The following is a 13,656-nucleotide window of genomic DNA, read 5'->3' as shown; positions in this document are numbered from 1 at the left end:
ACGGCGTATTTTTGTCCCGCCTTCATACTCATTTCACCACCGGACTATGTTTACCTGTACCCGCCTGAAAGTTTGCTGCATCAGCAGTCCCGACGAAGCCCGGCTGGCTATTCAACTCGGTGCCGACGCGCTGGGGCTGGTTGGGGCCATGCCCAGCGGCCCCGGTGTTGTGGCCGATTCGCTAGCCGCCGACATTGTTAGGCAGGTACCGCCCCCCATCGCAACCTTTATGCTGACGTCGGAAACCACGGCAGCCGGTATTCTGGCGCACCACAGCCGGGTGCAGGCTAGCACGATTCAACTCGTCGACGCGGTTCCGGCCGATACCTACGCCCAACTGCGCGACGCCCTGCCAACGGTAAAGCTGGTACAGGTTATTCACGTGACCGACGAACGCAACGTGGCCGAAGCACTAACAGCCGTAGCCAACGGAGCCGATGCCCTGCTGCTCGATTCGGGTAACCCCAACCTGAGCGTGAAAGAACTGGGCGGTACGGGCCGGGTGCATAACTGGCAGATCAGCCGGGCTATAGTCGACCAATCGCCGGTCCCCGTTTTTCTGGCGGGGGGTCTCAACCCAGCCAACGTGCGCGAGGCTATCGAGCAGGTTCGCCCATTCGGCCTCGACATTTGCAGTGGCGTTCGGACCGATGGGCAACTCGACGCCGACAAACTTCGGGCTTTCGTCGATCGGCTACGATAGCGCACAAAAAAAGGTGACCCGAAGTCGGATCACCTTTCTGCATTACCGGTACGTTTCTGGCTATTCAGATTAGCCAATCACGATTTCTTTTACTTCAGCTTCTTTAACAGCCACCTTGGGCAATTCAATGGTCAGGATACCATCCGTGTAGCTGGCTTTGATCTGCTCAGCATCGACGTTTTTAGGCAGACGGAAGCTACGCTCAAACTGACTCGTGCTGAACTCCTGACGGGTGAATTTCTCCGTCGTTTCGTCGGTTTTGTTTTCCGATTTGTAAGCGATAGTCAGTTGATCTTTCAGCACGCTTACTTTGAGATCTTCTTTTTTCAGACCGGGTGCAGCAAGAGCTACTTCAAAAGCGGCTTCGGTTTCTTTCACGTTCACAGCCGGTACGCTGGGCATGGTGTTCTGATAGCGGCTAACTATCGGACGGCCAAAATCAGCGGCAGCGTTGAATGGATTGAAGAACGTTGGGATGCGGTTGTATCGAACGAGGGTTGACATGACTAGTTTAGTTTTTGTTGTTTACTGTTCTGTTGCGAACACATCTCTCTATTTACAAACAGCGTACCAAGGCAAAAACAGCCAAAGAACACGCCATTTTGTCTTATTTTCTCAAGAAGACAAAGCGAAAACAGACAAAATGACACATGCAGATTGTATACGTTGATAAAAATGACGCATTTACCGACCTCGTTGTGTCCTGAGTGTGTTTCTTTACGTCTAAATAGTCGGATTACCCCAACAACCGTAACTTATCATGAATCAGCTTTTCCGGGCCACTACTGCCCTGGTCATCTCCTGCTTTGTTTCGTCGGCCACCACGTACGCCCAGCAAACAGCCGCTGACTACTTCGATACCGGCATTACGAAGAGTAAATCAGGTGATTTTACCGGTGCTTTGCAGGCGTTCAGCATGGCAATTACGATGAATCCGGAGAACGGACCCAGTTACTATAACCGGGGGCTGGCAAAGGCAAACCTGCGCGATCATCGCGGGGCTATTCTGGACTACGATCGGGCGGTTGAGATTAACTCGAAGGATGAACTGGCTTATCTCAGCCGGGGAATCAGCAAAAGCCGGCAGGACGATCACCGGAGTGCGCTGCTTGATTTCAGCCGGGCCATCGAACTCAACCCGACCGACGCCGTAGCCTACTACAGCCGGGGCGTTAGCCGGACGCGGTTGGGGCAGGATCGGCTTTCGCTGGTCGATTTTTCCAAAGCCATCGAAATCGAGCCAGCCAACGCGCAGTACCGCTACGTTCGGGGTATTAACCGGCAGCGGCTCAACGACTTCACGGGTAGCCTGACGGATTTCGACAAAGTGGTCGAAGCCACCCCCAAGCGGGCCCAGGCATTCGCCGGTCGCGGCTACACCCGGATTGAGTTACAGGATTATACGGGCGCTCTGGCTGACCTCAACAAAGCCATTGAGCTGAACCCGCAGGACGGCGAATCGTTCTACTACCGCGGTTTTGCCAAGAGCAAACTGGAAGATTACAAAGGTGCCATTCCTGACTACGATCAGGCGATTGCTCTGCATCCCATCAACTATAACGCTTACTACGGTCGGGGATTCTGCCGCAGCAAACTGGGGGATCAGAAGGGTGCCAGCCTGGATTTTACGCAGGCTATCGATATCAATAACGAAATCGCTGACCCCAAGACACAGGTTTATCCGGGGCGCATGACGCGGGCAATCCTCGATCAGTTGCGGAATGCCGTGGCCGACAACCTCAGGATCAACACCCTGTCGGCGGACCGGTCGGAAGCCTTTCTGGGCCGGGGAATCAGCAAAAATCGGCAGGGCGACAGCCGGGGCGCGCAGATCGACCTGAACCGGTCTATCGAACTCAACCCGACCTACACCGACGCTTATTTTACGCGGGCACTGATCCGGTCGGCACAGGGCGATCAGCGGGCCGCTCTGACAGACTGTAACAACACCATCCGGCTGAATTCGCGGTACGCCGAAGCGTACTACGTAAGAGGGCTTATCAACTACACGCTGGGCGACGACAATGCCGGGTGCCTCGACCTCTCGAAAGCGGGCGAGCTAGGCTACACCCCTGCCTACAAAATCATCAGCCAGTACTGCAACTAGCTTTCGCCAGACGGGATTTCTAGCTGACAGGATTTGTGTTCGACAGGATTACAGCCGGGCCGCCGGGCGGATTGACAGGATTTTTTCAAGTAATTGAGATCCTGTCAGTCATGTAATCCTGTCGAAATTCTTTCTACTCGAAGCGCAGGTGCTTCACCGAGTCGCCCGATGATTCGAGTTCGATCAGAGCGTCGATACCGATTTCGAGGTGTTTGTTGACAAACTGACCCGTTACGCGCTTGTCGCTTTCTTCGGTCTTCACCCCCTCCGGCACCAGCGGATTATCCGACACCAGCAACAACGCCCCGTGGGGGATTGAGTTGGCAAAGCCGACGGTGAAAATTGTCGCCGTTTCCATGTCTATCGCCATCGCCCGAATTTCGCGCAGGTAATCCTTGAACACCTCATCGTGTTCCCAGATGCGCCGGTTCGTCGTGTACACCGTGCCCGTCCAGTAGTCGAGTTCGTAGCGTTTGATGGTTGACGAAACGGCCCGCTGCAACCGAAATGAAGGCAGCGCCGGTATCTCCGGGCGCATATAGTCATTACTGGTACCGTCGCCCCGGATGGCAGCAATGGGCAGAATCAGGTCGCCGAGCTGCGTTTTCTTTAGCCCCCCGCACTTGCCCAGAAACAGCACGGCCTTCGGGCTAATGGCCGACAGCAGATCCATGACGGTAGCGGCCATCGGGCTGCCCATCCCGAAGTTGATAATCGTGATATTATTAGCCGTCGCCGTTTGCATGGCCCGGCCCCGACCCTGCACCTCAACGCTGAACTTCTCAGCGAACAATTCGACGTAGTTGATGAAATTAGTAAGCAGAATGTATTCGCCAAACTGCTCTGGTGGCGTTCCGGTATAGCGCGGTAGCCAATTGGTTACGATTTCTTCTTTTGTTTTCATAAGTAGTATAAAGAGCGAAAGAATGAAAGAGCGAAAGAGTGATAGTGGAGCAAAAAAGTTAATCGCTTATCAGTCGCTCTTTCACTCATTCGCTCTTTCACTCTTTATATTCGTGTATGGTTACGTTAAATCTGCCGACGTTCGAGCACAAAACTAAACAAGTCGAAGGCAAGGATTATATTTTCGATTTGTTACGCCGGAAGTACGTCCGGCTGTCGCCCGAAGAGTGGGTGCGGCAACACATCGTCAACCTGTTGCTGACGCATTACGCTTATCCCAAAGCCCTGATCCGTTCGGAGGGTGGGCTGGTACTCAATCAGACAATGAAACGTACCGACGTGATGGTGTTCGACCGGCAGGGACAGCCGTTTCTGATTGTGGAGTGCAAAGCCCCCACATACCCCTGAGTCAGGCCGTATTCGATCAGATTACCCGGTACAACCACGTCCACCGGGCTCCGTACGTGGTGGTGTCCAACGGCCTGACGCATTACTGCTGCGGGATCGACCACGACACGGCGCAGGTGCGCTTTCTCGACGATTTTCCGGCTTACGACTCGATTACTGGCTAGCACAGGTCTTTATAAAAACGAAAAAGCAGCAAACATAGCTGTCTGCTGCTCCCGCGTGCTTGTGTGAGGGTATCCGAACCGGGCTGACTGCGCATTCAGCTGGCCGGGCCTCAACCGGTGCCGGTCCTACTGCTCGGTGTGATTACCGTACATCCGCTCTTTGTAGGTGGCTTTGATGATTTCGGTGCGACGCTTTACCGATGGTTTCTGGAAAGCCGTCCGCGACCGCAGCTGCCGCAACACGCCCGTCTTCTCGAATTTCTTCTTGAAACGCTTCAGGGCTTTGTCGATCGACTCGTTGTCTTTGACGTTAATAATGAGCATTGTTGTAAAAAGTCTATTTTAGCTAAAACCGGACGGCAAAGGTAATAGATTTGCGGGCATGAAGCAAGCCATTATCGACTTAGGAACCAATACGTTTCATTTATTGATCGCGGATCGGCAGAATGAAGGTACAGAAACACTATTCCGCGAAAGTCGACCCGCCCGTATTGGTCAGGCTGGCATCAATCAGAGCCTTATTACGGAAGAAGGTATCGGCCGCGCCCTCGACGTGCTGACGTATTTCCGCCAGAAACTCGATGAGTTCGGCGTCGGCGACGATCATGTGCTGGCTACTGGTACGAGCGCGATTAGGGTGGCGAGCAATCAGGCCGAGTTCATCGAGCGTGTGTTTGCCCAGACGCGCATCCCGATTCGGGTACTGTCGGGCGAGCAGGAAGCCGAATACATCTATCAGGGAGTCAGGGCGGCCGGTGCGCTCGATGAGCAGACCGCGCTCGTAATCGACATTGGCGGGGGTAGTGTCGAGTTCATTCTCGGCAATCAGTCGCGTATTTTCTGGAAACAAAGCTTCGAGATCGGTGGGCAGCGCCTGCGCGAGCGGTTCATGAGCAGTGACCCGATTTCACCCGGCAGCATCCGGCGGCTGACCGATTATTTTCAGGAGCAGCTTTTGCCGCTGGCCAACGCCGTGCATCAGTACCAGCCAACGGTACTGGTCGGTTCGTCGGGTTCGTTCGATACGCTGATCGATATGTACGCCATGCACGAGAAAGGGCATCTGCCCGACCCGGATCAGACGACGTTCCTGCTGCCCGTCGCGGAATTTTACCGGGCCTACAGTCAGCTCATAACCCGCAACCACACTGAGCGGATGCAGCTACCGGGTATGATCGAACTACGCGTCGATATGATCGTCGTGGCCGTTTGCCTGATTGATTATGTGCTCAAACAATACGGAATCAGCCAGATTCGCACCTCGACTTATTCGCTGAAAGAAGGTATCTTGAGCAGCCTCGTCTAACACCATGACCGAACACCACCTGACCGTAGCCCGCACGGCCCGCTATTACACGCTCGGCAAGTTCTCTGAACACACCCGGAACGTCTGGTTCTGCCTGCACGGCTTCGGGCAGCTGGCGTCGTATTTTGGCCGCAAGTTTACGGGCCTGCCCGACGAGCAGACCGTGGTGGTGGTGCCGGAAGGTCTATCCCGACTCTACCTCGACAATACCTACACTCGCATCGGGGCGTCGTGGCTGACGCGCGAAGACCGCGACGCCGAAATCAGCGATTTTGTCAGCTACCTCAACACGCTTTACGACCAACTCCTTACCCCCCACTCATCGGCCCCGTTGCACATTACGCTCTTGGGTTTTTCGCAGGGAGCCGCAACGGCCTGCCGATGGATCGACAATGGCCACATCCGCGTCGACCGGCTCATTCTCTGGGCAGGCTTCTTTCCCAACGGCCTTACCGACATCATCAACCCCGCCCGACTCGCGGGCCTGGAAACGCACTACGTCTACGGCTTGCAGGACGAACTTCTCCAGCGACTACCTGACACTGACACGTACATTGATCGCCTGAAAGCCGACGTACCAAACCTGCTCGTAACGACCTACGACGGTGGCCACCGCGTCGAACCAGCCGTTCTTAACACCCTACTTGCCTAACTCATCAGTACGTAAAAGGCCAGCACCGACGAATCAGTGCTGGCCTTTTACGTATCTGCCGATCTGCCTTTATTGCCGAATCAGCTTGACTGTCTGGTGCTGATTCGCCGTGCTCACCTTGAGGATGGTCATGGCCTGACGAGTCGGAACGGGAATAATAACCCGCTCATCAGCCGATACCTGCGGAAGCCGTTGCAGATGCAGCCGATTACCAGCCAGATCTGTCAGACTTAGCTCCACCGACTGCCCGTCCACACCACGAATCGCCACCTCGACCGACTCCCCGACCACCGGGTTGCCCAGCACAACAACAGCTAACTGACTACCGGCTTCGGCCACCGCCTGACGACCATTTGGACTCGTCGCACAAGCCGCCAGCCACTCGAAGCGGTAGCTGGCTTGGGTGCCGCCCTGCGTAGCCTGCAAGGTAATGGTCGGATTATCGGTGTATAGCTTGAGCGAGTACGGACCCGGAGCCGTAGTCATGGACAGTTCGTTGGTGACACCAAAGCTTACGGGTGCCCCCGTCAGACCGGTGTAGACTGGCGAGAAGCTCAGGCGTCGCTCACCCACGCTCAGCGTTTCGCAGCGCACACCCGTTACCCCCGCAATCGAGAACGTACCCGGTGTCGGCGTTGGCGTGGTCGCAGCGGGCTGAACCGTCAGTACGAAGCTGGTGCTGACCGACAAACCACCCGGATCAGTCGCCGTCACCTGAATGGTCGACGTGCCCGCCTGGACGGGTGTGCCCGTAATGGCGTTCTGAGCCGCCGAGAAGTTAAGACCAGTTGGCAGACCGCTTACGCTAAGCTGGAGTTGGTCGTTGTCTGGGTCAACGAACGTACCGGCCGGAATGAAGAGCGTAAAGCCCTGACCAACCTGCGCCGTCTGGTTAGCCAGCCCGGTTCCCACCGTCGGCGGGCGATTACCCGTTGGTGGCGTGGTCGGGTTGGTCGGGCAAGCCGCTAACCACTCGAAACGATAGCTGGCCTGTGTGCCGCCCTGTGTAGCCTGCAAGCTAATGACCGGATTATCGGTGTATAGCTTGAGCGAGTACGGACCTGGTGCGGTGGTCATGGCCAGTTCGTTGGTGATGCCGAAGCTCACCGGAGCACCCGTCAGGCCGGTATAGACCGGCGAGAAGCTCAGGCGTCGCTCACCCACGCTCAGCGTTTCGCAGCGCACACCCGTTACCCCCGCAATCGAGAACATGCCCGGTGTTGGGGTCACTGGGGCCGGGTTAACCTGGAGGACTACGCTGCCCACGACCTGCGCCCCGGCCGGGTCAAGGGCCGTTACCTGCACCGTCGACGTACCAGCCTGCGTGGGGCTACCGCTGATGCGACTACCGCTCAGTTGCAGGCCGGTGGGGAGTCCCGTGGCCGTAAAGGTCAGCGTCTGCCCGTCTGGATCGGAGAAATAAGTCGTCAGGTCGAGCTGGTATGGTTGCCCTACGACCAACACCTGATTGGGAATAGGCTGTACCACGGGGGGACGGTTAGGCGCTGGTTGCGTACTGTTACAGGCGGCCAGCCAGTTATAGCGGTACGTGGCCTGGGCGTTAGCCTGCGTAGCCGCCAGCGTAATCGTCGCGTTGTCGGTGTAGAGCCGTAGCGTATACGGCCCCGGTGCGGTGGTAGCGGCCAGTTCGTTGGTAACACCGAAGCTTACCGGCGAACCGTTCAGACCGCTATACTGGGGCGTCAGACTGATTTCGTATTGACCCCGACCCGCATCGAGCAACTGACAACGAACCAACTCAACACTACTGATAGCAAATCCGCCGGGCCGAATCTGTAGGGTCAGCGATGGCGCACTCGGACTGACACAGGTACCCACGGTGCAGGTAGCCGTCAGTGCATAGTTACCGACCTGCGTGAAGGTATAGACCGATCCGTTGGCCGTACCGGTACCGCCCGTAGCCGTCCAGTTGATCGTGCCGCTACACCCGCTGGCCGTTACGCTGATGGGCGTATTTTCGGTGCTGAGCGCGGACGCGGTCAGGGTGGGAGCCGCGACGGTGGTATTTACTTCAACGGTGGTCTGGGCAGTAGCCGAGCAGCCATTCGTTGCCGTTACCGTCACGCTGTAGACGCCCCCGGTGTTGACTGTTGCCAGGTTGCTGGTGCCGATCTGGGTAGCACCGTTGCTAAACCGGTAGCTACCGTTTCCACCAGCCGTTAGGGTAACCGTCGTTTTAGCGCAGGTCAGCGGGCCGTCGTTGGTCAGGCTGGCCTGCGGATTATCCTGATCGCTGCCGACTGTCGTTTGCGCCGAAGATGAGCAGCCATTGCCGTCAGTGACGGTCACGCTGTAAGGGCCACTCATACTGACTGTAGCGATGTTGCTGCTGCTAACCTGACTGGCACCATTGCTGAACCGATAGCTGCTGCCCGGGACGCTGGCCGCCATCAGCGTAACGGTTAGCTTCGCGCAACTCAGCGGTCCGTCATTGTTCAGAGCCGCAACAGGTAGCGGGTTGACGGTGAAAATTATTGCAGCCCGGGGACCTTCACAGCCATTGATAACCTGACTAACGTAGTAGGTGATCTGCCCAACCGCATTGGTCTGCGGGACAGGTGCAACCCCCGACGCCACTCCACCCGTTGCCGTCATGTACCAGTTTAAGGATGCTCCCGGCGAGGCCGTAACACCAGTAGCCAACGAAACGGGCGTCGTATTCTGGCAAACGGTGACCGGCGTCGTCGATGGTGCCTGTGGCAACGGAGTGACAGTTACGCTGATCACAGCCCGGGGACTTTCGCAATTGTTGGCCGTCTGACTCACGTAGTAATTTATCGTACCTGGTATCGAAACGATTGGAACAGGAGCGGTACCGGATGGCACTCCACCTATGGCGTTGGTACCATACCAGTTAAGACCTGCCCCGGAAACTGGCGTCGCGCTAAGCGGGCTGGCGGGACCATTCTGACAATATACAACCGAACCAGATACAGTTGGTGCAGGCGGTATCGCGTTCACCGTAACGTTAACGCTGCTCGACGTGGTGCCGCCCCCGCTGAGGTACACCGAATACTGACCCGCCACTTGGTTCGCCGGAATAGCCGCCGTAATCGTACCGCTGGCCTGGCTGGACGCCAGTGTAGTCAACAACACGCTGGTATTGGATGGCCCGCTGAGGTATAGCTGTAGTGGTGTACCCAGCGATGAACTGGTATACGCAACACTGATCGTTGCCCCCGCACAAACCGCCGACGGCGTTACCGAGCCAATCGAAAGCGAAGTCCCGGTCGAGAACGTCTGCGTGGTTCCGTAGCTGGTACCTGCCTCGTTGATGGCGTACGCCCGCACGGAGTAAGTCGTTGACGCCGTCAGGTTCGTTACGGCCTGCGCGAAACTTCCCACTCCGGCACCGATGATTACTTTCGTATCGCTCGTCGTGGGGGTGCCATTGCCAGCGACGTAGACAACGCCCCGTTCACTAACCGTACCCGCACCGGCGTCGGTGACGTTCCCACCCAGTGTGGCTCCGCTGCTGGTGACCGCCGTAGGCGTTACCGTCGCTACGGTTACAGGAATAACCACGGTGAAGGTGTTTGTATTGCTGTTACCACTCACCGCCTGACCACTGAGTTGAGCCGTTGCCCGCACCCGGTGGCTACCCTGAGCCAGCGCCGTCGGCTGGGTTAGGTTCCAGTTACCCCCACCCGTCGTCGTGGTGGTACCGATGCTGGTGTCATCGACGTAGACGGTCACCGTACTGCCCGCTGGGGCCGCACCGGTGTAAGTGGGCGTGGTTATGTTAATCAGTGCCCCGTTGGTCGGCGAGGTCACGATGGGTGTCGATGTTTGGGGCTGGGGCGCGATAGTCAGGGAATAATCGCGGAAGCCGCTGTACGGGCCCGGTGCTGCCGATGCGTCGGTGGCCGTCACCCGGAAGTTGAACGTACCACTGCTCGTGGGCGTACCGGAGAGCGTACCACCCGACGAAAAGCTCATACCCGACGGCAATGCCCCGCTGGTTATGGCGTAAGCGTAGGGGGTCGTACCGCCCAGGGCCGTAAACGTCTGACTGTAGGCTGTACCCTGCGTACCATCGGGCAGCGAAGCTGGAGACAGCGTGATGGTGGGTGCCGCAATAGTGACCGTGTAGCCCCGCGCACCGGTGTACGGACCCGAGCCCGTCGACGCGTCTCTGGCCGTCACGGTGAAGGTAGACGTACCCCCCGAGGGCGTGCCCGAAAGCGTACCGTTACTGGCCAGCGTCAGGCCCGCTGGCAGCGCGCCCGCCGTGATGGCATACGTATAAGGGCTAGTGCCGCCCGAGGCCGTGATAGCCTGACTGTAGGCCGCGCCCACCGTGCCAGCGGGCAGCGTAGTCGGCGACAGCGTGATTGTAGGTGCGTTGATGGTAAGCGTGTAGTTCCACGCACCGCTGTAGGGCCCCGGAGCTGCCGATGCGTCGGTAGCCGTCACGGTGAAGACGAACGAACCACCAGCCGTGGGCGTGCCCGAAAGCGTACCGTTGCTGGCCAGCGTCAGCCCCGCCGGCAGCGCGCCCGCCGTGATGGCATACGTGTAAGGGCTAGTGCCGCCCGAAGCTGCAATGGCCTGGCTATAAGCCGTGCCTTGCGTACCGGCCGGCAGCGTAGTCGGCGACAACGTGATAGTAGGAGCCGCAATAGTGACCATGTAGCTCCGCACGCCAGTGTAGGGGCCCGGTGCTTCCGATGCGTCGGTGGCCGTTACCTGGAATGTGAACGAACCGCCAGCCGTGGGCGTGCCCGAAATTATGCCGGCCGACGAGAGTGTCAGACCCGCCGGTAGCGCGCCGGCCGTGATGGCATACGGGTAAGGTGCCGTACCGCCCGAGGCCGTCAGGGCCTGGGCGTAAGCCACGCCCACTGTGCCGTCCGGCAGCGTAGCCGGCGAGACGACAATGGTGGGGGCCGCAGTGATGCTGAACTGCGGAGCCGCCGTGTTGCCGTTGCCGGCCGGGTCCTGGGCCGTGTTAGACGCCACGTTTACTACCACGGTGGTGCCGCTGCTGGTGGGCATCACATTGAAGGTGTAGGTAGTGCCCGAGCCCGAGAAGCCCGAAACGGTGCCACCCGTTACTGACAGGCCGCCTTGCACGAAGCCCGTCACGTTCTCCGAGAACGTAACCGTGAACGGAATAGGTGAAGTGCGGGTGATGCTGTTGTTACCACCCGCCGACGAGCTGATACTCACGCCGGGCCGCACCGAGTCCACCGTAAAGTTGTTTGTATTGCTGCTGGAACTGACGTTACCTACCGCGTCAGCAGCCGTGGAGCGCACCGTATGACTACCCTGAGCTAGAGCCGTAGGCGGGGTTAAAGACCAGTTACCCGACCCGTTGGCCGTAGTGGTACCAATGCTGGAACCGTCAATTATCACGGTCACCGTCGAGCTGGCTTCGGCTACACCGACGTAGGTAGGCGTTGTCGTAGATACGAAGCTGCCGTTGGACGGGATGGTGACTACTGGCGCGGCCGGAGCCGTCTTATCGATCGTATAGACCGAAGTACCGGTGAAGGGCTCGTTGGAAATGCTGGGCGTGATGCCGGTATCGTTGGCCAGCGTCAGGCCGAGTGTACCATTACCACTGCCCGTATTCACCGTTACGGTGTACGTCGTACCCGAGCCACTGACGCTCGCGATGCCGCTGCCAGTAATGCCGCTACTTGGTGACGTAGCGAAATTACTCGTCGTAATTCCCGCGACGCTACTAGCAAACGTAACGGTAAACTGCACGCTACCTGCATTGGCGGGACTAGTGCCATTGGGAATGATGGATGTGACCGTCGTGTTGGTCGTGAAAGTCACATTGTTACCGTAACTGGTTCCGATCGAATTGATGGCATAAGCTCTCGCCGTGTAGGTCGTACCCAATGTCAAATTTGTCACCTGCTGGGAGAAAGAACCTGGCCCGTTACCAATAACTACCTTGGTATTACTCGTTGTTGGCGTTCCGCTACCTGCTACATAAACGATACCCCGTTCCGTTACAGTCGCTCCACCATCTGCTGTAACGTTGCCACCCAGTGTAGCACTAGTTACACTGTTGACGTTAGCAGAAGCAGTTGTCACAGTCGGAGCAACTGCTGCCGAGGCCGGTCCAACAATCAAATCATCCAGGTACAATGTATTTAAACCGCTGAATGTCAACGTTACTCCTTGCCCGGTCACAGCGACCCCGTTTGCCTTCGAAAGCGTTACTGTCTGATCGGCATCATATAATTCATCGGCCTGTGCAGCTCCCGTTGTTGCATATTGTGCCCTTAGAAAAGGATACTCGTAGAAACCGGCGATCCTGTAATTAGTGTATTGAAGTTTGACGCCGTAGAACTTGAACGCCCCCCCGTCTTTTCGTTTAATATGAAGACTCACGGTGCTTGCCGGTTGTAAACGAATAGCCGACCCGGTCCAGACAAAACTGTCGTTAATAGCGTCAGTAATTAAATAGTCTACTCCACCCAACGTGACAGTGACTGTTGGGTTCCAAGGCCAGTTAGCCGGAAAACCATACTTGTCGATGGTAGGCTGTGTAGAGAAATTTGCAGTATACTGTTGCGCATGTGCTGTGTTGAAAGACAGTGCAACTACAAAAAGCAGAAACAGGTTAAACCATAGAGGTCGTCTTCGTCTTGAAATTCCGTTGGTAACATAATCAACGAGAAAAGGGGTAGAGTTGACCATATACAGATTGAGTTGAGGTTGAAAAAAAGAGCGGTGTTTTGTGTAGTGAACTACCATGGTACAACCGGTAGCGTAGATCGTTCATACGCGTCGTGCACAGCGTTAAACAATAGTACTGGCATGTAACTGATAAGCTAAACATTTAGATGATCATATATCAATTTTCACATGATACCTTCTATGCGGAATGTCTTAGTTACCGTATTCTCATTTAGAACAACTAGAAGCAAAACTGCATTGTATTTACGCTAATTGCGACAAAAGATTACGAAATGCTACTATTTGTATATGAATACGATATAAAAACTTCTTATGAACACTTTATTTTATTATATCTACTTTTTAAGTAACAATAGGGTAATATAGTAATATAACAATATGCTGTACCAGCGGATGTGCATTGCTGGATAAGTTCGCTTCAAACCATTCTAAGTACTCAATAGATGTAGCCCGTATACTCTGTAAACTTCGGCTAGTTTATTTCAGCCTGGATCAAAATCTGCTCGTCAAGCTGCCTATAGATACGCATAGACCATAAAAAAAGCACCCGCGTTTACACGCGGGTGCTTTTTGCAAGTGGGCCAGCCAGGGCTCGAACCTGGGACTTACTGATTATGAGTCAGGCACTCTAACCAACTGAGTTACAAGCCCGTTGTCGCCTGATTGCTCAGATTCGACAGGGCAAATTTACGCTTTTTTCGTAGCCGAAGCCAGTTTAGCACAAAATTTAAG

General features: G+C 56.2%; 8 protein-coding genes, 1 tRNA gene and 1 pseudogene. 5 read left to right on the top strand and 5 right to left on the bottom strand.

All coding sequences use genetic code 11. The features are described from left to right. Positions 1–46: 46 nt before the first annotated feature. Positions 47–703: a phosphoribosylanthranilate isomerase gene (locus HH216_RS10320; protein WP_169550745.1), complete on the top strand. Its 657-nt coding sequence runs from the start codon at positions 47–49 to the stop codon at positions 701–703. 69 nt (positions 704–772) lie between these two features. Here the strand turns inward: HH216_RS10320 and HH216_RS10315 are convergent, their stop codons facing one another. Further along, positions 773–1,207, bottom strand: a complete 435-nt coding sequence (locus tag HH216_RS10315; protein ID WP_169550744.1) for an Hsp20/alpha crystallin family protein — start codon at positions 1,205–1,207, stop codon at positions 773–775. A 256-nt stretch (positions 1,208–1,463) separates the two neighbouring features. Here HH216_RS10315 and HH216_RS10310 point away from each other — a divergent pair, with 256 nt between their 5' ends. Next, entirely contained in the window at positions 1,464–2,810 is a 1,347-nt protein-coding gene (locus HH216_RS10310) for a tetratricopeptide repeat protein (protein ID WP_169550743.1), read from the top strand. A 133-nt stretch (positions 2,811–2,943) separates the two neighbouring features. Here the strand turns inward: HH216_RS10310 and HH216_RS10305 are convergent, their stop codons facing one another. Then, on the bottom strand, positions 2,944–3,714 hold the full coding sequence (locus HH216_RS10305; RefSeq protein WP_169550742.1) for an AMP nucleosidase: 771 nt from the start codon (positions 3,712–3,714) through the stop codon (positions 2,944–2,946). A gap of 116 nt (positions 3,715–3,830) precedes the next feature. Here HH216_RS10305 and HH216_RS10300 point away from each other — a divergent pair. Further along, a pseudogene (locus HH216_RS10300) lies at positions 3,831–4,285 on the top strand (type I restriction enzyme HsdR N-terminal domain-containing protein). Between the two features lie 126 nt (positions 4,286–4,411). Here HH216_RS10300 and rpsU read toward each other — a convergent pair. After that, complete coding sequence (gene rpsU, locus HH216_RS10295; protein WP_093830837.1) at positions 4,412–4,609, bottom strand: 30S ribosomal protein S21; 198 nt, start codon at positions 4,607–4,609, stop codon at positions 4,412–4,414. A gap of 58 nt (positions 4,610–4,667) precedes the next feature. On the opposite strand from rpsU, the gene HH216_RS10290 reads away from it, so the two are divergent. Together HH216_RS10290 and HH216_RS10285 are read left to right on the top strand one after the other, a co-directional pair. Continuing rightward, positions 4,668–5,591, top strand: coding sequence for a Ppx/GppA phosphatase family protein (locus HH216_RS10290; RefSeq protein ID WP_169550741.1), 924 nt, complete (start codon positions 4,668–4,670; stop codon positions 5,589–5,591). A gap of 4 nt (positions 5,592–5,595) precedes the next feature. Beyond that, complete coding sequence (locus tag HH216_RS10285; RefSeq protein ID WP_169550740.1) at positions 5,596–6,243, top strand: alpha/beta hydrolase; 648 nt, start codon at positions 5,596–5,598, stop codon at positions 6,241–6,243. Positions 6,244–6,312: 69 nt separating this feature from the next. On the opposite strand, the gene HH216_RS10280 is transcribed toward HH216_RS10285, so the two are convergent. Both HH216_RS10280 and HH216_RS10275 read right to left on the bottom strand, forming a co-directional pair. Then, on the bottom strand, positions 6,313–12,315 hold the full coding sequence (locus tag HH216_RS10280; protein WP_169550739.1) for a putative Ig domain-containing protein: 6,003 nt from the start codon (positions 12,313–12,315) through the stop codon (positions 6,313–6,315). Positions 12,316–13,501: 1,186 nt separating this feature from the next. Further along, positions 13,502–13,575, bottom strand: a tRNA-Ile gene (locus HH216_RS10275). Positions 13,576–13,656 lie beyond the last annotated feature (81 nt).

This window comes from Spirosoma rhododendri, assembly GCF_012849055.1.
In the GTDB taxonomy this organism is placed as follows: domain Bacteria; phylum Bacteroidota; class Bacteroidia; order Cytophagales; family Spirosomataceae; genus Spirosoma; species Spirosoma rhododendri.
The sequence above is the reverse complement of the archived record's forward strand: the minus strand, read 5'-3'. Positions and strand labels throughout refer to the sequence as shown.